We start from the raw sequence: 21,042 nt of genomic DNA on the forward strand, positions 1-21,042 counted from the left end.
GCCAGGTCACCGCAACGTACGATGGACGACGGTTCTACCGAAGACCGCTGGTTTCTGCCGTCAGGCAGACGAAGGTCCCGCGAGCACGCGGGCGGCCCGCGCAGGAGGAACGTGGTTGTACCAGCCTGGGCATGCCCAGGCCCAGCGCCCCGTGCCGTCTTGCGCCGGGGCGTTCGTCGTCTCCGAGGCTGACAGTGGCTACAGCCAATGAGAGGAGGCGACCATGGCGAAGGCAGACAAGGTCTCGGCCGTCGCTGAGATCGCGGACAAGTTCCGCAGCAGCTCGGCTGCCGTTGTCACCGAGTACACCGGTCTGACCGTGTCCCAGCTGACGACCCTGCGTCGCGCTCTCGGCACGGGCACGACCTACCGGGTTGCCAAGAACACGCTCGTCCAGCGCGCCGCCGCGGACGCCGACATCCAGGGCCTGGACGCCCTGTTCGTCGGCCCGACGGCCATCGCGTTCGTCGAGGGTGAGCCTGTCGACGCCGCGAAGGCTCTTCGCGACTTCGCCAAGGAGAACAAGGGCCTGGTCATCAAGGGCGGCTACATGGACGGCCGCCCGCTCACGGTCGACGAGGTCGACAAGATCGCCGACCTCGACTCCCGCGAGGTGCTGCTCGCCAAGCTGGCGGGCGCCATGAAGGGCAACCTCGCCAAGGCCGCCGGGCTGTTCAACGCCCCGGCCTCGCAGGTCGCCCGCCTGGCCGCGGCACTGCAGGAGAAGAAGGCGTCCGCCGAGCAAGCGGCTCCCGCCGAGAGCTGAACAACCACAGTTAGAAAGGAATGCCAGTCATGGCGAAGCTCAGCACCGACGAGCTGCTCGACGCGTTCAAGGAGATGACGCTGCTCGAGCTGTCGGCTTTCGTGAAGCAGTTCGAGGAGACCTTCGAGGTCACCGCCGCCGCGCCGGTCGCCGTCGCCGCGCCGGGTGCCGTCGCCGGTGGCGACGGTGGCGCTGCCGCCGCCGAGGAGCAGGACGAGTTCGACGTCGTCCTCGAGGCCGCTGGTGACAAGAAGATCCAGGTCATCAAGGTCGTGCGCGAGGTCGTTTCCGGCCTGGGCCTGAAGGAGGCCAAGGAGCTGGTCGAGTCCGCTCCGAAGCCGGTCCTGGAGAAGGTCGCCAAGGAGGCCGCCGAGGCCGCCAAGGAGAAGCTCGAGGGCGCGGGCGCGACCGTCTCCCTCAAGTGAGCTAGCTCCACACACACGCCGGAAGCCGGTGCCCGATTCGTCGGGTGCCGGCTTTTGTGCGTCCTATCGCGACACCCCGCGTTCACGCACGGTGAGTGACTGGGTAGCTTGCCTCCCCATGGCCTAACCGGCCAGTAACCCACACGGGACACGCTCGTTCTACACATAGTCGGGGAGGCGAGAAGCCGCGAGCGCAGCTCGGGGAGCTCGCCATCAGCTGAGCGGGAGGTTCGATGGGCGCCGAGGTGGTCGTCGAGGGCCTGACGAAGTCCTTCGGCCGCCAGACCATCTGGCGGGACGTCACGCTGACCCTCCCTCCTGGCGAGGTCAGCGTCATGCTCGGCCCGTCGGGCACGGGCAAGTCGGTGTTCCTCAAGTCGATGATCGGCCTGCTCAAGCCGGACCGCGGCCGCTGCGAGATCAACGGCGTCGACATCGTCACCTGTTCGGAGCACAAGCTCTACGAGATCCGGAAGCTGTTCGGCGTCCTGTTCCAGGACGGCGCGCTGTTCGGCTCGATGAACCTGTACGACAACGTCGCCTTCCCGCTGCGCGAGCACACGAAGAAGTCCGAGTCGGAGATCCGGCAGATCGTCCTCGAGAAGCTCGAGATGACCGGTCTGCAGGGCGCCGAGAAGAAGCTGCCCGGCGAGATCTCCGGCGGCATGCGCAAACGGGCGGGTCTCGCGCGCGCCCTGGTGCTGGACCCGGAGATCATCCTCGTCGACGAGCCGGACTCCGGCCTCGACCCGGTCCGCACCAGCTACATCTCCCAGCTGCTCATCGACCTGAACACGCAGATCGACGCGACCATCCTCATCGTCTCGCACAACATCAACCTCGCGCGGACGGTGCCGGACAACATCGGCATGCTGTTCCGCCGCGAGCTGGTCATGTTCGGCCCCCGCGAGGTGCTGCTGACCAGCGAGGAACCGGTCGTGAAGCAGTTCCTCAACGGCTCGCGCATCGGCCCGATCGGCATGTCCGAGGAGAAGGACGAGGCCACCATGGCCGCCGAGCAGGCCCAGGTCGACGCGGGTCACCACGACGGCGGCACCGAGGACGTCCGCGGTGTCGTGCCGCAGATCCAGCCGACCCCGGGTCTCGGCGAGCGCGCCGGGGTGCGCCGCCGCCTCGACCGGGTCATGTCGATCATCCACACGCTGCCGCCCGCCGCGCAGCAGGGCATCCGGGACTCGCTGACCGAGGAGGACCGCGCCCGCTACGGCGTCGGAGCCACCACGTTCCGGCCGAGCCCGCGCCCGCGCAACGACGGCTGGCAGGCCAGCTCCGGTGACCTCAACGTCGCCGACCTCCCCACGTCGAACTTCCGCGACCAGCGGGGTGGTGCATGACCACCCGTTCCGCGCCGGCGACGTTTCCCGGGGCGGGTGCGCTCCGCGAGACCGGCCGGCTGTTCGCACTCGCCCTCGACGTCGTCGTCCAGACGTTCCGGCGGCCCTTCCAGGTCCGCGAGTTCATCCAGCAGTGCTGGTTCATCGCGTCCGTCACGATCCTGCCGACGGCACTGGTCGCGATCCCGTTCGGCGCGGTCGTCGCGCTGCAGCTCGGGTCGCTGATCGTCCAGCTCGGCGCCCAGTCGTTCACCGGCGCCGCCGCGGTGCTGGCGATCATCCAGCAGGCCGCGCCGCTGGTCACCGCGCTGATGGTGGCGGGCGCCGGTGGTTCGGCGATCTGCGCGGACCTCGGCGCGCGGACCATCCGCGAGGAGATCGACGCGATGGAGGTGCTGGGCGTCAACCCGATCCAGCGCCTGGTCGTGCCGCGCGTGCTCGCCGCCATGGTCATCGCCGTCCTGCTGAACGGCCTGGTCAGCGTGGTCGGCGTGCTCGGCTCGTACTTCTTCAACGTGGTCCTGCAGGGCGGCACGCCCGGCGCGTACCTGGCGAGCTTCTCCGCGCTGGCGCAGCTGCCGGACCTGTGGATCTCCGAGATCAAGGCGCTGATCTACGGCTTCATCGCCGGCGTCGTCGCCGCGTACCGGGGCCTCAACCCGAAGGGCGGGCCGAAGGGCGTCGGCGACGCGGTCAACCAGTCCGTGGTGATCACGTTCCTGCTGCTGTTCTTCGTGAACTTCGTGCTCACCGCCGTCTACCTGTCCGTCGTCCCGCAGAAGGGCAGCTGACATGGCGATCGGAGACACCGCGCGCCGGGTCGCGAACGCCCCGCTGACCTGGCTCGACACCCTGGGCGACCAGCTGTCGTTCTACGTGCGCGCGCTCGCGTGGGTGCCGCGCACGCTGCGCCGGTACATGCGGGAGACCATGCGCATCCTCGCCGAGGTCAGCTTCGGCTCCGGTGCGCTCGCGGTCATCGGCGGCACGATCGGCGTGATGGTCGGCATGACCGTCTTCACCGGCACCGTGGTCGGCCTGCAGGGCTACGCCGCCCTGGACCAGATCGGCACGGCCGCGTTCTCCGGCTTCGCGTCCGCCTACATCAACACGCGGGAGGTCGCGCCGCTCGTGGCGGGGCTCGCGTTGTCGGCGACGGTCGGGGCCGGGTTCACCGCGCAGCTCGGCGCGATGCGGATCTCCGAGGAGATCGACGCGCTGGAGGTCATGGGCGTGCCGAGCCTGCCGTTCCTGGTGACCACGCGGATCATCGCGGGCTTCATCGCGGTGATCCCGCTGTACATCATCGGGTTGCTGTCGAGCTACCTCGCGTCCCGCACGATCGTCGTCTACTTCTACGACCAGTCGGCGGGCACGTACGACCACTACTTCAACCTGTTCTTACCCCCGGAGGACGTGTTCTGGTCCTTCGGCAAGGTCCTGATCTTCGCTGTGGTGATCATCCTGGTGCACTGCTACTACGGCTACCGCGCGTCCGGCGGCCCGGCGGGCGTCGGGGTGGCGGTCGGCCGCTCGGTGAGAACGACGATCGTGACGGCGGCGTTGCTGAACTTCTTCATCGGCTTCGCCATCTGGGGCACGACGGTGACGGTGAGGATCGGCGGATGAAGTCGGGGACGGGAGCAACCATTCGGCGCCGGCTGCTCGGCGTCGGGTTCATCGTCGTGATCGCGGCGCTGGTGAGCCTGTCGATCGCCATGTACAACAAGGCGTTCACGCCGGTCGTGAAGGTGTCGCTGACCACCGACAAGCTCGGCAACCAGCTGCAGGTCCTCGGTGACGTGAAGGTGCGCGGGCTGATCGTCGGGGAGATCCGCAAGATCACGCCGACGGGCGACGGCGCGGTGCTCGAGCTCGCGCTGGACCCGGAGAAGGCGGACCTCATCCCGCGCAACGTCTCCGCGCGGTTCATCCCGAAGACGCTGTTCGGCGACCGGTACGTGGCGCTGCAGATCCCGGAGAACCCGGACCGCGCGTCGCTGCGTGACGGCGACCGGATCGAGCAGGACAAGTCGGCGCCCGCGGTGGAGCTGTCGCAGGCGCTGGACCACCTGCTGCCGGTGCTGCAGGCGGTGCAGCCGCAGAAACTGTCGACCACGCTGACCGCGATCTCCACCGCGCTCGACGGCCGGGGCGAGCAGGTCGGCCAGACGCTCGTGGAGCTGGGGCAGCTGGTCGAGGAGATCAACCCGCACGTGCCGCAGCTGACGCACGACCTGCGTGCGCTCGTCGAGGTCAGCGACACCTACACCGAGGCCATCCCGGACTTCGTGGCCGCGCTGGACGACCTGACCGTCACGTCGCGGACCGTGTACGAGCAGCGCGCCAACCTGAGCACGCTGTTCAACGACCTGACGATGTCGAGCCGCGACCTGGAGTCCTTCCTGCGCGCCAACTCCGACAACCTGATCAAGCTGTCCGACAGCTCCCGCGACACCCTCGAGCTGCTGGCGAAGTACTCGCCCGCCTACCCGTGCTTCCTCAAGCAGATGGCGTCGCTGGTGGACGCGGCCAAGCCGGTGTTCGGCGCGGGCACCAACGCGCCGGGCCTGCACGCGACGATCGAGGTCGTCGTGAACAAGGGCAAGTACGAGCCCGGCAAGGACACCCCGGAGTTCAACGAGCACCGCGGCCCGCGCTGCTACGACCCGAAGCAGATGGGCAGCCCGTTCCCGGACCAGCCGCCGGACGGCCCGCTGCAGGACGGCACGTCGCACGGCCCGCAGAACCGCACCCAGGAGGACGGCCTGCTGCCGCCCGCGAACGGCGCCGGGTACCTGACCGAGCCGAACTCGCTGACCACGGCCGACTCGATCGCCAACACCCCGGCCGAGCAGGAGTTCCTCGCGCAGCTCGTCGCGCCCGGCATGGGCGTGGAGCCGTCGCAGGTGCCGGGCTGGTCGACGTTGTTGCTGGGGCCGATGTTCCGCGGGGCGGAGGTGACGGTGCGGTGAAAGGGAGTGCGCTGGGTATCGCCGGCCCGCTGACGAAGCTGGTCATCTTCACGGTCGTCACCGTCATGGCCACCGCGCTGCTCGCGATCAGCATCGCCAACGTGAACCTGTCCGAGACGACGGACTACAAGGCCCGCTTCTCCGACGCCACGCTCCTGCTGCCGGGCGACGACGTGCGCATCGCCGGTGTGCGGGTGGGCCAGGTCGAGGAGGTCGGCATCGTCGACCGCAAGCAGGCGGAGGTCACCTTCTCCGTCAGCGCGGGCCGCAAGCTGCCGAAGAACGTCACCGCGCAGATCAAGTTCCGCAACCTGGTCGGGCAGCGGTACGTGTCGCTGTCGCAGGGCAGCGGCGGCAACCCCAACGACGTGCTCGAACCAGGCGAGACGATCCCGCTGGAGCGCACCAGGCCGGCGCTGGACCTGACCGAGCTGTTCAACGGGTTCAAGCCGCTGTTCCGGGCGCTGTCGCCGGACGACGTGAACAAGCTGTCCTACGAGATCATCCAGGTCCTGCAGGGCGAGGGCGGCACCGTGGAGTCGCTGCTCGCGCACACCGCGACGCTCACGTCCGCGATCGCGGGCAAGGACCAGGTGATCGGCCAGGTCATCACGAACCTCAACAACGCGCTGACCACCATCAACCAGCGCGGCGAGAAGCTGTCGACGCTGGTGGTCCAGGTGCAGCAGCTCGTGTCCGGCCTGGCCGCGGACCGGGAGCCGATCGGGGACGCGATCGACGCGCTCGGCGGCCTCACCGACACCACGGCCGGCCTGCTCGACCAGGCCCGCGAACCGCTCAAGCAGGACATCGCGGCGCTGGGCGGGCTGGTGAACAACCTCAACGACAGCGAGTCGGTCGTCGAGCACTTCATCCAGTTCCTGCCGGAGAAGACGGCGAAGCTGACCAGGACCGTGAGCTACGGGTCGTGGTTCAACTTCTACGTCTGCTCCATGTCGGGCTCGATCAGCATCCCGGGGATCATCACCACGCCGGTCGAGGTGCCGCTCTCCGCGTCGACGCCGGAGAGGTGCGTGCGATGAGGTCGTTCCGCTCCCGCAACCCGATCCCCATCGGCATCGCGGGCATCGTCGTGATCGCGCTCGGGCTCACCGTCGCGATGTTCTCCGACGACCTGCCGATCATCGGCGGCGGCACCAGCTACTCGGCCGAGTTCAGCGAGGCCGCAGGCCTGCAGCCGGACGACGAGGTGCGCATCGCGGGCGTCAAGGTCGGCAAGGTCTCCGACGTCGAGCTGTCCGGCAGCAACGTCGTCGTCACGTTCAAGGTCAAGGACGCGTGGGTCGGCGACCAGTCACTCGCCGCCATCAAGATCAAGAACGTGCTCGGCCAGAAGTACCTGGCGCTCGAACCGGACGGCCGGGACGTGCTCGACCCGGGCACGCCGATCCCGCGGGACCGGACGATGGCGCCCTACGACGTGCTCGAGGCGTTCCGCGGCCTCGCCGACACCACGAACGCGATCGACACCGCCCAGCTCGCCGACAGCTTCGAGGTCATCGCCGAGACGTTCAGCGACACCCCGGACGACGTGAAGGGCGCGCTGACCGGGCTGCAGCAGCTGTCCACCACGATCTCCAGCCGGGACAAGCAGCTCGCCACGCTGCTGTCCAACACCCGCGAGATCAGCGACACGCTCGCCGAGCGGGACGCCGAGGTCGTGAAGCTCCTGCAGGACGGCAACCTGCTGCTGGCGGAGATCGACCGCCGCCGCGACGCCATCGCCACGTTGCTGGCAGGCACGCAGGCGCTGTCGAAGGAGCTGAAGGGGCTCGTCGACGACAACAACAAGCAGCTGGGGCCGGTGCTGGAGAGCCTGGACCAGCTGACCGGCATGCTCGCCCGCAACCAGGACGCGCTCGGCGAGGGCATCAAGAACATGGCCCCGTTCGTGCGGCTGTTCAACAACGCGGTCGGCAACGGACGCTGGTTCGACAACTACCTGTGCGGTCTCCTGCCGCCGCAGCTGGGGCCGATCAACCAAGAGGGCTGCCTGGGGAGGACGTCATGAGCTTTGCCTCCCGCTTCGGCCGGGACCTCGCCCGCGGGGTCTCCATCGCGGTCGTGCTCGCGCTCGTGGTCGCCCTGTTCCTGTGGTGGCTGCTGGTGGAGGGCAACCAGCGCCGGTACTCGGCGGTGTTCACCGGCGTCGTCGGCCTCTACGAGGACAACGACGTCCGGGTGCTCGGCGTGAAGGTCGGCCACATCGACAAGGTGACGCCCAACGGCGACACGGTCCGCGTCGACATGCTGGTCGACCGCACGGTGAAGATCCCGGCGAACGCCAAGGCCGTGATCGTCGCGCCCGCGCTGGTCAGCGACCGGTACGTGCAGTTCACGCCGGTGTACACGGGCGGGGACACCATGGTCGAGGGCACGGTCCTCGGCAAGGACCGCACCGCGACCCCGCTCGAGGTGGACGACCTGTACGCGAGCCTCAACCGGGTCAGCGTCACCCTCGGCCCGAACGGGGTGAACAAGGACGGCGCGCTCGCCGACCTGCTCGACACGCTCGCGGCGAACGCCGACGGCAACGGCGCGGCGCTCAACCAGACGATCACGCAGCTCTCGCAGATGGCGCGGACCCTGTCCGGCAGCGACGAGGACCTGTTCGCCACCGTCGACAACCTGCAGGAGTTCACCGCCGCGCTCGCCGCGAACGACGCGGCGGTCAACGAGTTCAACGAGCAGGCCGCCGACGTCACGGCGTTCCTCGCCGACGAGCGCGAGGACCTCGGCGAGGCCGTGCGGCAGCTGGGCATCGCGCTGGGCGCGGTGCAGAAGTTCATCAACGACAACCGCGCGCACCTCAAGTCCAACGTGGACAAGCTGGCCTCGATCACCCAGGTGCTGGTCGACCAGCGGGCGGCGCTGTCGGAGGTCGCGGACGTCGCACCGCTCGCGCTGTCCAACATCATCAACTCCTACAACGGCAGCTCGGGCACGCTCGACGCCCGCGCCGACCTCAACGAGCTGGCGCAGCCGCCGATCGTGACGGTGTGCAACCTGATCCGCCAGGGCACGCCGAACGAGCTGCCGCAGGTCCTCGCGGACACCTGCGACCAGCTGAAACCGCTGGTCGAGGGCGCGCTGCCGCTGCCGACACCGGCCGAGATCCTGACCGCGCTGCAGAACGGCACGGCACCGCCGCTGCCCATTCCCGGCAACATCGCGGGGGGCAACTGATGAGGAAACGTCTCGTCGCGGTGGTCGCCTCCGCGCTCATGCTGTCCGGCTGCAGCGAGTTCACCGGCATCTACGACATCCCGCTGCCGGGCGGCGCCGACCTCGGCGACCACCCGTACACGGTGAAGGCGCGGTTCCGGGACGTGCTCGACCTGGTGCCGCAGTCCGGCGTGAAGGTCAACGAGGTGCCGGTGGGCCGGGTCGAGGACATCCAGGTCGCGCCGGACGGGTGGACCGCCGAGGTCACCATGCGCGTCAACGGCGACGTGGCGCTGCCCGCCAACGCGCTCGCCATGCTGCGCCAGTCCAGCCTCCTCGGCGAGAAGTACATCGAGCTGTCGCCGCCGCCCGCCGACCAGGCGCAGGGCAAGCTCGCCGACGGCGCGCTGATCCCGCTGGAGCGGACCAACCGCAACACCGACATCGAGGAGGTGCTCGGCGCGCTGTCCATGCTGCTCAACGGCGGCGGCGTCGAGCAGCTGCAGAACATCGCGCAGGAGCTGAACAACGCGCTGGAGGGCCGTGAGCCCGACCTGCGCGCCACGCTGACCAACGTGGACACGCTCGTCACGACGCTCGACGAGAGCAAGGACGACATCACCAAGGCCATCGACGGCGTCAACAAGCTCTCCGCGACGCTGTCGAAGGAGAAGGACCGGCTCGCGGGCGCCATCGACTCGCTGGGCCCCGGCCTCGAGGTGCTGAACCAGCAGCGCAGCCAGCTGGTGACGATGCTGCAGAGCCTGCAGTCGCTCTCGGACGTGGCGGTGGAGACCGTGAACGCGAGCCAGGAGGACATCGTCGCCGACCTGAAGGCGCTCACCCCCGCGCTGAAGAAGCTGGGGGAGGCGGGCGCCGACCTGCCGAAGTCGCTCGAGATCCTGTTCACCATCCCGTTCACCGACGAGGCCGTGAACGGCGTGAAGGGCGACTACTTCAACCTGTACGCCAAGATCGACCTCAACCTGCAGACGATCCTCGACAACCTGTCCCGCAGCAGGCGCAACCCGCTGCAGGACATCCCGATCGTCGGCGGGCTCGTCGCGGGACAGGAAGGCGCCGCGGACACCCCGCTGCTGCCGATCCCGGGCACGGAACAGCCTGCCGGCGGCAGCGGTGGTCTCGGCGGACTGCTCGGCGGGCTGCTCGGGGGAGGGAACCGGTAATGCTCACGAAACGGGTGCGGCTGCAGCTGATCGCGTTCTTCGTGATCGCGGTCGTCGCGATCGTGTACGCGGCGTTCCGGTTCACCGACCTGGGCAAGGTCTTCGGCGCCGACGGCTACACGGTGAAGATGAACCTCACCGAGTCGGGTGGCATCTTCACCAACGCCGAGGTCACCTACCGCGGCTACAACGTCGGCAGGGTGGGGGAGATCCACCTGACCGAGGAGGGCATCCAGGTCGACCTGAACATCGACCCGGACGCGCCGCCGATCCCGGCGAATCTCGACGCGGTCGTCGCGAACCGGTCCGCCGTCGGTGAGCAGTACGTCGACCTGCGGCCGCGCGACGACAAGGAGCCGTTCCTGTCGGGCGCCTCGGTGATCGCGGCGGACCGCACGGTCACCCCGGTGGCGACGGACACGGTCATCCGCGACCTCGACAGCCTGGCCGGCTCGGTGCCCACGGACTCGCTGCGCACGGTCGTCGACGAGCTGGACCGCGCGTTCGCCGGCACCGGCGACGACCTGCAGGTCCTGCTCGACTCGACGCGCGACTTCACCGAGGCGGCCCGGCAGCACCTGCCGCAGACCATCGCGCTGATCCAGGACGGCGGCACCGTCCTCGACACGCAGAACGCGCAGGCCGGCAACATCAAGTCGTTCGCGAACGACCTGAACCTGCTGGCCGAGCAGCTGAGGACGTCCGACCCGGACCTGCGCAGGCTGATCGCGGAGGGCCCGAGGGTCGCCGCGCAGGTGACCGACCTGCTCGCCGAGTCCGGCCCCGGGCTCGGGGTGACGGTCGCGAACCTGCTCACCACGTCGGACATCCTGCGGGCCCGCAAGGACGGCCTCGAGTACCTGCTGGTCGCGTACCCCGTGATGAGCGCGGCCGGGCAGGGCCTGCTCGCGGACGACCCCGGCCAGGCGCACCTCGGTCTCGCGCTCAACCTGTTCAACCCGCCGCCGTGCACGAAGGGTTACGAGCACACCCAGCGGCGCAACGGCAACGAGACCACCCCGTCACCGCCCGTGCCGGCGGGCACGTACTGTGCGGAGCCGCCGGGCAGCCCGGTCAACGTGCGTGGTTCTGCGAACGCCCCCTACGGTGGTAAACCCGTCGCACAGGACCAGCCGGTGGTGCGGCCGGGCAGCGGCGGCGGGACGCAGCAGCGGCCCGTGAGCCCGCTGGACGGCCTGCCGGGCACGGTCGGCCTCGCCGGTGGCGGCCAGCCGGGGCTCGCCGCACTGCTCGGGTTGCCGAGCTAGAGATGTCTGGAGTGGCAGTGAAGACATCGGTGAAGACCGAGGTGGAGGACCCGCCAGTGGCCGAGACCGACGCCGACGAGCAGGCCGGGCGCGAGAGCAGGCTCCCGCAGGTGCTGCTGACGGCCGCCGTGGCCCTGGTCGTGGCCGCCGCCGCGGTCGCGGGCTGGTTCGGCGTGGCCTGGTTCAACGCGTCCAACGACGAGTCGCTCGCGTACTCGCGGGTCCGCGACGAGGTGAACCGGGTCGGCGTCGCCGCGGTCGTCACCATGAACACCCTCGACTACCGGAAGGTCGACCAGGGGCTCGCGGACTGGGAGGCCGCCACCACCGGCGCCCTGCACGACGAGGTGGTCAAGGGCAAGAAGACCAGCAGGGACGCGATCGTGGCGGCGCAGTCGGTCACCAAGGCGACGCCCCTGGCCTCCGCGGTGTCGGAGCTGGACGACCGCGCCGGCCAGGCCTCGATCCTGGTGGCGTTGCGGGTGAACGTCACGGTCAAGGGCGAGGAGCCCAAGGACAAGTACATGCGCCTCGCGGCGAAGCTCCAGCGCACCGAGGACGGCTGGAAGCTGTACGAGATCGGTCAGGTCCCGTACCTGCAGCCGGGTCAGTAAGGGAGAACGACGTGCCACCGCACCGCCGCCGTCCGAACCCGAGCGCGAGCCAGCCGCCGCCGGTGCGCCGCCCGCGGGTCGCCGGGCTGCGCAACCGCCCCGGCCAGCCCGAGCACGCGGCCGAGCAGACCGCGGAGCGGCCCGCCGTCCCGGCCGAGCCCGAGACCGGCGCGCCCGAGGCCGCCGCGCCGGAACGCGAGACCGAGAGCGTCTCCGGGGTGCTGGACGGCGTGCTGGGCCAGGCCCCGCCACGCCCGGCCGCGCGGGACGAGAGCGACGACGAGCCCGAGGACGAGTCCGACGTCGCCGCGCTCCGGGCCGCGGCCGCCGCGGCGGAACCGCCGCCCGTCACCGAGGACGACACCGAGGACGACGACACCGAGGACGCCGCCGGGGACACCGCCGAGGAGGAGGCGCCCGCCAAGCCGGTGCGCAAGCCCCGTCCGGCCCCGGCGGCCGGGGCCCGCCCGGCGGGCAAGCGGCGCTCGACAGGCAGGGCACGCCCCGACGACCTGGCCGCCGCCGAGACCGGCACGGACGCGCGCGGGCCGAGGCACTCCCGCGTCGAGGACCAGCCGGCCAGGACGAAGGGCCAGCGGCAGATCTCGGTCGCGATCGTGCTGGCCGTGGTGGCGGTCGTGCTGGCCGGGCTCGCGGTGTTCTTCCGCGGCCAGGCGGACGACCTGAACAGCGGCGACACCAACACCGCGCTCACCGACCCGGCCGCGACGAGCCAGGTGAAGGGCCAGCTCACGAACGCCATCAAGCAGACGTTCAGCTACAACTACACCGACCTCGGCACGACCGAGAAGGCCGTCAAGGAGAACCTGGTCGGCAAGGCCCTGTGCGAGTACAACCTGCTGTTCGGCGAGGTGAAGGAGTACGCGCCGAAGCAGAAGATCGTCCTCGACACCACGGTGCGCGAGCTGGCGCTGGTCCGCATCGACGGCGACCGCGCGGAGGCCCTGGTCTACATCGACCAGCTGTCCACCCGCGTGGACGTGAACAAGACCGTCGCGGTCGGCGGCCAGTTCGCGGTGCGGGCGGCCAAGCAGGGCGACCACTGGAAGATCACCGAGTTCGACATGTTCGGCCAGCCGCTGTTCAACGGCAAGCCCGCCCCGAAGTGCTGAGCGGTGCCCGGCTGAATAGATCAACGTGAGCTTGCACACACTTCCTGAGTGCTCGCCGTGACCGGCCCGAAGATCACCCATCCGGACGCGCCGGACCCCGGCCCGACCCCCGCCAACCTGCGTCTACCTGCTGATCCACCACTGGAACGGCGCTGACATCACACCTGAACACCCCGTGAGAACATGGCGCGGCATCTTGACTCTGGGCCACCTCGGGGTCACGCTATTCCCCAAGCACGCCTTCAGCGGGAGGTTGGTTGAGCGCGGGTGTAGACAGTCGCCGACTCTTTGGCTAGACTGCCCCTTTGCGCTGCCCACTTTCGCATGCCCTAGACTGGTGGGCACGACCGCACCCCTGATCAGTTTCGTTACAGTTGCTAACGAGGCTGCTCAACCGCACATCAGTCCTGGAAGGACGCATCTTGGCAGTCTCCCGCGCGACCCAAGCCACTGCTGCGACCAACTCCACCATGTCGAACTCTGGCATCCCAGGCGCGCCGCTGAGGGTCTCGTTCGCGAAGATCCGCGAGCCGCTGGGCACGCCGAACCTGCTCGACCTGCAGATCCAATCGTTCCAGTGGTTCACCGGCGACGAGGCGTGGTTCCAGCGCCGTGTCGACGCCGGTGACGAGAACCCCGTCGGTGGTCTCGAAGAGGTTCTCAACGAGATCTCCCCGATCGAGGACTTCTCCGGCTCCATGTCCCTGTCCTTCTCCGACCCGCGCTTCGACGAGGTCAAGGCCTCGACCGAGGAGTGCAAGGACAAGGACATGACCTACGCGGCCCCGCTCTTCGTGACGGCCGAGTTCACCAACCACGGCACCGGCGAGATCAAGAGCCAGACCGTGTTCATGGGTGACTTCCCGGTCATGACGGACAAGGGCACGTTCATCATCAACGGCACCGAGCGCGTCGTGGTGTCGCAGCTGGTGCGTTCGCCAGGCGTGTACTTCGACACGTCCGTGGACAAGACGACCGACAAGGACGTCTACGTCGCCAAGGTGATCCCGAGCCGCGGCGCGTGGCTCGAGTTCGACGTCGACAAGCGCGACACGGTGGGTGTCCGCATCGACCGCAAGCGCCGCCAGCCGGTCACCGTGCTGCTGAAGGCGCTCGGCTGGACCACCGAGCAGATCCGCGAGCGCTTCTCCTTCTCGGAGACCCTGCTCGCGACGCTCGAGAAGGACCACACGGCGGGCACCGACGAGGCGCTCCTCGACATCTACCGCAAGCTGCGCCCGGGTGAGCCCCCGACCAAGGAGTCCGCGCAGACGCTGCTGGAGAACCTGTTCTTCAAGGACAAGCGGTACGACCTGGCCAAGGTGGGCCGGTACAAGGTCAACAAGAAGCTGGGCCTGGCCCTGCCGACCGACGCCGGTGTGCTGACCGAGGACGACATCGTCACGACGATCGAGTACCTCGTCCGCCTGCACGCCGGTGAGACCACCATGAAGGGCGCCAACGGCGAGGACGTGCCGGTCGAGGTCGACGACATCGACCACTTCGGCAACCGCCGCCTGCGCACCGTCGGCGAGCTGATCCAGAACCAGATCCGGGTCGGCCTGTCCCGCATGGAGCGCGTCGTCCGCGAGCGCATGACCACGCAGGACGTCGAGGCGATCACGCCGCAGACCCTGATCAACATCCGGCCCGTCGTGGCGGCGATCAAGGAGTTCTTCGGCACCTCGCAGCTGTCGCAGTTCATGGACCAGACCAACCCGGTCGCGGGCCTGACCCACAAGCGCCGCCTGTCGGCGCTCGGCCCGGGTGGTCTGTCGCGTGAGCGCGCCGGCATGGAGGTCCGGGACGTCCACCACAGCCACTACGGCCGCATGTGCCCGATCGAGACGCCGGAAGGCCCGAACATCGGCCTGATCGGCTCGCTGTCCTCCTACGCGCGGGTCAACCCGTTCGGCTTCATCGAGACGCCGTACCGCAAGGTCGTCGAGGGTCAGGTCACCGACCAGATCGACTACCTGACCGCGGACGAGGAGGACCGGCACGTCATCGCCCAGGCGAACGCGCCGCTCGACGACCAGGGCCACTTCGCCGAGGACCGCGTGCTGGTCCGCAAGAAGGGCGGCGAGGTCGAGCTGATCGAGCCGTTCGACGTGGACTACATGGACGTCTCGCCGCGGCAGATGGTCTCCGTCGCGACCGCGATGATCCCGTTCCTCGAGCACGACGCCGCGAACCGCGCCCTCATGGGTGCGAACATGCAGCGCCAGGCCGTGCCGCTGCTGCGCAGCAGCGCGCCGCTGGTGGGCACCGGCACCGAGCTCAAGGCCGCCGTCGACGCCGGTGACGTCATCGTCGCCGAGAAGGACGGCGTGGTCGAGGAGCTGTCGGCCGACTTCATCACGGTCATGGCCGACGACGGCACCCGCCGCACGTACCAGCTGCACAAGTTCCGCCGGTCCAACCAGGGCACCTGCGTGAACCAGCGGCCGATCGTGTCCGAGGGCGACCGGGTGCTCCAGGGCCAGGTCATCGCCGACGGGCCGTGCACCGAGAACGGTGAGATGGCGCTCGGCAAGAACCTGCTCGTGGCGATCATGCCGTGGGAGGGCCACAACTACGAGGACGCCATCGTCATCTCGCAGCGGCTCATCCAGGACGACGTGCTCACCTCGATCCACATCGAGGAGCACGAGATCGACGCCCGCGACACCAAGCTCGGCGCCGAGGAGATCACCCGGGACATCCCGAACGTCTCCGAGGAGGTCCTCGCGGACCTCGACGAGCGCGGCATCATCCGCATCGGTGCCGAGGTGGGCGACGGCGACATCCTGGTCGGCAAGGTCACCCCGAAGGGTGAGACCGAGCTGACGCCCGAGGAGCGCCTGCTCCGCGCGATCTTCGGTGAGAAGGCGCGCGAGGTGCGCGACACCTCGCTGAAGGTGCCGCACGGCGAGACCGGCAAGGTCATCGGCATCCGGGTGTTCTCCCGCGAGGACGAGGACGAGCTGCCCCCGGGCGTCAACGAGCTGGTCCGGGTGTACGTGGCCCAGAAGCGCAAGATCCAGGACGGTGACAAGCTCGCGGGCCGCCACGGCAACAAGGGCGTCATCGGCAAGGTGCTCCCGGTCGAGGACATGCCGTTCCTGCCGGACGGCACCCCGGTCGACGTCGTGCTGAACACGCACGGTGTGCCGCGCCGTATGAACATCGGCCAGGTGCTCGAACTCCACCTCGGGTGGCTCGCCTCCCAGGGCTGGAAGGTCGAGGGGTCCCCGGACTGGGCGAAGAACCTGCCCGAGGACCTGTACGAGGTCGCGCCCGGCACGAACACGGCGACGCCGGTGTTCGACGGTGCCAAGGAGGAGGAGATCACCGGCCTGCTCGGCTCGACGCTCCCCAACCGGGACGGCGAGCGGATGGTCGGCCAGGACGGCAAGGCGACGCTGCTGGACGGGCGTTCCGGCGAGCCGTTCCCCTTCCCGGTGGCGGTCGGCTACATGTACATCCTCAAGCTGCACCACCTGGTGGACGACAAGATCCACGCCCGCTCGACCGGCCCGTACTCGATGATCACGCAGCAGCCGCTGGGTGGTAAGGCGCAGTTCGGTGGCCAGCGCTTCGGTGAGATGGAGTGCTGGGCCATGCAGGCCTACGGCGCGGCGTACACGCTCCAGGAGCTGCTGACGATCAAGTCCGACGACGTGCTCGGTCGCGTCAAGGTCTACGAGGCGATCGTCAAGGGCGAGAACATCCCGGAGCCGGGCATCCCCGAGTCGTTCAAGGTGCTCCTCAAGGAGCTCCAGTCGCTGTGCCTCAACGTCGAGGTGCTGTCCAGCGACGGTGCCGCGATCGAGATGCGCGACGGGGACGACGAGGACCTCGAGCGCGCGGCCGCCAACCTGGGCATCAACCTGTCCCGCAATGAGTCGCCGTCTGTTGACGACGTCGTGAACTAGCCCGAGTGAGCGCGGGCGCGGCACACCGGCCGCGCCCGTCGCCCTCGGTCCCCAAGAACTACAAGGCTTGAACCAACAAAAGGGGAAGACCCGACGTGCTGGACGTCAACTTCTTCGATGAGCTCCGCATCGGCCTGGCGACCGCGGACGACATCCGCCAGTGGTCCTACGGCGAGGTCAAGAAGCCGGAGACCATCAACTACCGAACCCTGAAGCCGGAGAAGGACGGGCTCTTCTGCGAGAAGATCTTCGGTCCGACCCGGGACTGGGAGTGCTACTGCGGCAAGTACAAGCGCGTGCGCTTCAAGGGCATCATCTGTGAGCGCTGTGGTGTCGAGGTCACCCGCGCCAAGGTGCGCCGTGAGCGCATGGGCCACATCGAGCTGGCCGCTCCCGTCACGCACATCTGGTACTTCAAGGGCGTTCCTTCCCGCCTCGGCTACCTGCTCGACCTGGCGCCGAAGGACCTCGAGAAGATCATCTACTTCGCGGCCTACGTGATCACGGGCGTGAACACCGAGCTGCGGCACAACGACCTGGCGACGCTCGAGAGCGAGATGAACGTCGAGCGCAAGCAGGTCGAGAACCGGCGCGACGCCGACATCGAGGCGCGGGCGCAGAAGCTCGAGGCCGACCTGGCCGCCCTCGAGGAGGAGGGCGCCAAGTCCGACGTGCGCCGCAAGGTCAAGGAGGGCGGCGAGCGCGAGATGCGCCAGCTCCGCGACCGGGCCCAGCGCGAGCTGGACCGGCTCGAGGAGATCTGGAGCACCTTCACCAAGCTCGAGCCCAAGCAGCTCATCGCCGACGAGCTGCTGTACCGCGAGCTGGTCGACCGCTACGGCGACTACTTCACCGGCTCCATGGGCGCCGAGGCCATCCAGAAGCTGGCCGCGGACTTCGACGTGGAGGCGGAGGCCGAGAACCTGCGCGACACCATCCGCAACGGCAAGGGGCAGAAGAAGCTCCGCGCGCTGAAGCGGCTCAAGGTCGTGGCGGCGTTCTCGGCGACGACCAACTCGCCGATGGGCATGGTCCTCGACTGCATCCCGGTGATCCCGCCGGACCTGCGGCCGATGGTCCAGCTCGACGGTGGCCGGTTCGCCACGTCCGACCTGAACGACCTGTACCGCCGCGTCATCAACCGCAACAACCGGTTGAAGCGGCTGATCGACCTCGGCGCGCCCGAGATCATCGTCAACAACGAGAAGCGGATGCTGCAGGAGGCCGTCGACGCGCTGTTCGACAACGGCCGCCGCGGCCGCCCGGTCACCGGTCCCGGTAACCGCCCGCTGAAGTCGCTGTCCGACCTGCTCAAGGGCAAGCAGGGCCGGTTCCGCCAGAACCTGCTCGGCAAGCGCGTCGACTACTCGGGCCGTTCGGTCATCGTGGTCGGCCCGCAGCTCAAGCTGCACCAGTGCGGTCTGCCGAAGGCGATGGCGCTCGAGCTGTTCAAGCCGTTCGTCATGAAGCGGCTGGTCGACCTCAACCACGCGCAGAACATCAAGTCCGCCAAGCGGATGGTGGAGCGCGCGCGGCCCGCGGTGTGGGACGTGCTGGAAGAGGTCATCACCGAGCACCCCGTGCTGCTGAACCGCGCGCCGACGCTGCACCGCCTCGGCATCCAGGCCTTCGAGCCGCAGCTGGTGGAAGGCAAGGCCATCCAGCTGCACCCGCTGGTCTGCGAGGCGTTCAACGCGGACTTCGACGGTGACCAGATGGCGGTCCACCTGCCGCTGTCCGCCGAGGCGCAGGCCGAGGCGCGGATCCTGATGCTGTCGGCGAACAACATCCTGTCGCCCGCGTCGGGCCGCCCGCTGGCCATGCCGCGTCTGGACATGGTGACGGGTCTGTTCCACCTGACCCGCCTCAAGGAGAACGGCAAGGGCGAGGGCCTGGCGTTCTCGTCGCCGGCCGAGGCCATCATGGCCTTCGACCGCGGCGTGATCGACCTGCAGGCGCTGATCAAGATCCGCATCAGCGACCGCGCGCCGAACCCGGCCGACAAGCCCGAGGGCTGGGAGCCCGGTCAGCCGTGGCTGGCCGAGACCACCCTGGGCCGGGTGCTGTTCAACGACCTGCTGCCCGACGACTACCCGTTCATGAACGAGCCGATGCCGAAGAAGCGGCAGGCCGCGATCGTGAACGACCTCGCCGAGCGGTACCCGATGGTCACCGTGGCCCGCACGCTGGACAAGCTGAAGGACGCGGGCTTCCACTGGGCCACCCGGTCCGGTGTGACCATCGCGATCTCGGACGTCGTCGTGCCCCCGCGCAAGCAGGAGATCCTCGACGAGTACGAGAAGAAGGCCGACGCGGTCGAGAAGCGCTACCAGCGTGGTCAGCTCTCCGCCTCCGAGCGCAACAACGAGCTCGTCAAGGTGTGGAGCAACGCGACGGAGGACGTCGCGAAGGCCATGGAGGAGAACTACCCCGACACCAACCCGATCCCCACGATCGTGAAGTCGGGCGCGGCGGGCAACATGACCCAGATCCGCCAGCTCTCCGGCATGAACGGCCTCGTGACCAACCCGCGTGGTGAGTTCATCCCGCGTCCGATCAAGGCCAACTTCCGTGAGGGCCTGTCGGTGCTGGAGTACTTCATCGCGACGCACGGCGCCCGCAAGGGTCTGGCGGACACCGCGCTGCGTACCGCCGACTCGGGTTACCTGACCCGTCGTCTGGTGGACGTGTCGCAGGACGTCATCGTCCGCGAGGTCGACTGCGGCACCACGCGCGGCATCATCATGAAGGTCGGCGAGCCGGGTGCGGACGGCCGGATCATCCGCGACCAGCACGTGGAGACCTCGGTCTACGCGCGCACGCTGGCCACGGAGATCACCGACGCGGACGGCAACGTGCTGCTCAACCGCGGCGACGACCTGGGCGACCCGGCGATCGAGAAGCTGGTGTCCTCCGGTGTCACCGAGGCCAAGGTGCGGTCGGTGCTCACCTGCGAGTCGGCGGTCGGCGTGTGCGCCACCTGCTACGGGCGGTCCATGGCGACCGGCCAGCTGGTGGACGTCGGCGAGGCGGTCGGCATCGTGGCGGCGCAGTCCATCGGTGAGCCGGGTACCCAGCTCACGATGCGCACGTTCCACCAGGGTGGTGTGGCCGGTGAGGACATCACGACCGGTCTGCCGCGTGTCCAGGAGCTGTTCGAGGCCCGCACCCCGAAGGGCAAGGCGCCGATCGCCGAGGTCGACGGCCGGGTCCGCATCGAGGACGGCGACCGCTACTGGAAGATCACGCTGATCCCGGACGACGGCAGCGAGGAGATCATCTTCGACAAGCTGTCGAAGCGTCAGCGCCTCGCGGTCACCCCGGACGGCCCGCTCGCCGACGGCGACCACGTCAAGGTCGGCCAGCAGCTGCTCGAGGGCACGCCGGACCCGCACGAGGTCCTGCGCGTCATGGGTCCGCGCGAGGCCCAGCTGCACCTGGTGGACGAGGTCCAGAAGGTGTACCGGGCGCAGGGTGTGTCCATCCACGACAAGCACATCGAGGTCATCGTCCGGCAGATGCTGCGCCGGGTCACGATCCTCGACTCGGGCGCCGCGGAGTTCCTGCCGGGTGCGCTCGTGGAGCGTGCCGAGTTCGAGTCGGAGAACCGCCGCGTCGTCGCCTCCGGCGGCGAGCCCGCGTCGGGTCGCCCGGTGCTGATGGGCATCACCAAGGCGTCGCTGGCCACGGACTCGTGGCTGTCGGCGGCCTCCTTCCAGGAGACCACGCGTGTCCTGACCGACGCCGCGATCAACGGCCGGTCGGACAAGCTGGTCGGCCTGAAGGAGAACGTGATCATCGGTAAGTTGATCCCGGCCGGTACGGGCATCAACAAGTACCGCAACATCCAGGTGCAGCCGACCGAGGAGGCCCGGGTCGCCGCGTACGCGATCCCGAGCTACGACGACGGCTACTACACCCCGGACGTGTTCGGTACGGGTACCGGTGCCGCGGTTCCGCTGGACGACTACGACTTCGGTCGCGACTACCGCTAGCAGAACGCCATGAGCGACGGGCCCCGGGAGCTTTCCCGGGGCCCGTTCTCGTTGTCGCGTCAGCGCAGTGTGGCGAAGAAGGTGCGGATGTCGTCGGCGAGGGTTTCGGGGACTTCGAGTGCGGCGAAGTGGCCGCCGGTGTCGTAGCGGTTCCAGTGGATGATGTTGGTGTTGTCGCGTTCGGCGAAGACCTTGATGGTTTGGAAGTCGTCGGCGAAGAC

Annotated in this window: 15 protein-coding genes; all 15 read left to right on the forward strand. The window is 68.9% G+C overall.

Annotated features, from left to right (window positions below; genetic code table 11):
- Positions 1-223 precede the first annotated feature (223 nt).
- The 15 genes from rplJ (at position 224) to ACYQ77_RS37690 (ending at position 20,821) form a co-directional block, all read left to right on the forward strand.
- Positions 224-766 carry a 50S ribosomal protein L10 gene (gene rplJ / locus ACYQ77_RS37620; protein ID WP_459720560.1) on the forward strand — a complete coding sequence of 181 codons (543 nt, stop codon included), beginning with the start codon at positions 224-226 and terminating at the stop codon, positions 764-766.
- A 29-nt stretch (positions 767-795) separates the two neighbouring features.
- Positions 796-1,191, forward strand: a complete 396-nt coding sequence (rplL, locus tag ACYQ77_RS37625; protein WP_459720563.1) for a 50S ribosomal protein L7/L12 — start codon at positions 796-798, stop codon at positions 1,189-1,191.
- 233 nt (positions 1,192-1,424) lie between these two features.
- Entirely contained in the window at positions 1,425-2,546 is a 1,122-nt protein-coding gene (locus ACYQ77_RS37630; RefSeq protein ID WP_459720565.1) for an ABC transporter ATP-binding protein, read from the forward strand.
- Complete coding sequence (locus ACYQ77_RS37635) at positions 2,543-3,337, forward strand: MlaE family ABC transporter permease (protein WP_459720568.1); 795 nt, start codon at positions 2,543-2,545, stop codon at positions 3,335-3,337. The genes ACYQ77_RS37630 and ACYQ77_RS37635 overlap by 4 nt, the downstream gene beginning before the upstream one ends.
- A gap of 1 nt (position 3,338) precedes the next feature.
- Positions 3,339-4,175 carry an MlaE family ABC transporter permease gene (locus ACYQ77_RS37640; protein WP_459720571.1) on the forward strand — a complete coding sequence of 279 codons (837 nt, stop codon included), beginning with the start codon at positions 3,339-3,341 and terminating at the stop codon, positions 4,173-4,175.
- The gene (locus ACYQ77_RS37645) at positions 4,172-5,521 is read left to right on the forward strand and encodes an MCE family protein (RefSeq protein ID WP_459720573.1); all 1,350 of its coding nucleotides are present in this window, start codon (positions 4,172-4,174) and stop codon (positions 5,519-5,521) included. The genes ACYQ77_RS37640 and ACYQ77_RS37645 overlap by 4 nt, the downstream gene beginning before the upstream one ends.
- A complete protein-coding gene (locus ACYQ77_RS37650) occupies positions 5,518-6,564 on the forward strand; it encodes an MCE family protein (protein ID WP_459720576.1) in 1,047 nt (348 codons plus the stop codon). The genes ACYQ77_RS37645 and ACYQ77_RS37650 overlap by 4 nt, the downstream gene beginning before the upstream one ends.
- A complete protein-coding gene (locus ACYQ77_RS37655) occupies positions 6,561-7,553 on the forward strand; it encodes an MCE family protein (RefSeq protein WP_459720579.1) in 993 nt (330 codons plus the stop codon). Before ACYQ77_RS37650 ends, ACYQ77_RS37655 begins: the two co-directional genes overlap by 4 nt.
- Positions 7,550-8,728 (forward strand): MCE family protein, encoded by a 1,179-nt coding sequence (locus tag ACYQ77_RS37660; protein WP_459720581.1) that lies wholly within the window; start codon positions 7,550-7,552, stop codon positions 8,726-8,728. Before ACYQ77_RS37655 ends, ACYQ77_RS37660 begins: the two co-directional genes overlap by 4 nt.
- Complete coding sequence (locus ACYQ77_RS37665; protein WP_459720583.1) at positions 8,728-9,894, forward strand: MCE family protein; 1,167 nt, start codon at positions 8,728-8,730, stop codon at positions 9,892-9,894. Before ACYQ77_RS37660 ends, ACYQ77_RS37665 begins: the two co-directional genes overlap by 1 nt.
- Positions 9,894-11,162 (forward strand): MCE family protein, encoded by a 1,269-nt coding sequence (locus tag ACYQ77_RS37670; RefSeq protein WP_459720586.1) that lies wholly within the window; start codon positions 9,894-9,896, stop codon positions 11,160-11,162. The genes ACYQ77_RS37665 and ACYQ77_RS37670 overlap by 1 nt, the downstream gene beginning before the upstream one ends.
- A gap of 17 nt (positions 11,163-11,179) precedes the next feature.
- Entirely contained in the window at positions 11,180-11,776 is a 597-nt protein-coding gene (locus ACYQ77_RS37675) for a hypothetical protein (protein WP_459720589.1), read from the forward strand.
- Positions 11,777-11,787: 11 nt separating this feature from the next.
- Complete coding sequence (locus ACYQ77_RS37680) at positions 11,788-12,909, forward strand: hypothetical protein (RefSeq protein WP_459720591.1); 1,122 nt, start codon at positions 11,788-11,790, stop codon at positions 12,907-12,909.
- Positions 12,910-13,331: 422 nt separating this feature from the next.
- The gene (gene rpoB, locus ACYQ77_RS37685) at positions 13,332-16,826 is read left to right on the forward strand and encodes a DNA-directed RNA polymerase subunit beta (RefSeq protein WP_459720594.1); all 3,495 of its coding nucleotides are present in this window, start codon (positions 13,332-13,334) and stop codon (positions 16,824-16,826) included.
- Positions 16,827-16,921: 95 nt separating this feature from the next.
- Positions 16,922-20,821 (forward strand): DNA-directed RNA polymerase subunit beta', encoded by a 3,900-nt coding sequence (locus ACYQ77_RS37690; RefSeq protein WP_459720596.1) that lies wholly within the window; start codon positions 16,922-16,924, stop codon positions 20,819-20,821.
- Positions 20,822-21,042: the final 221 nt, after the last annotated feature.

The organism is Actinophytocola sp. KF-1, assembly GCF_054661535.1.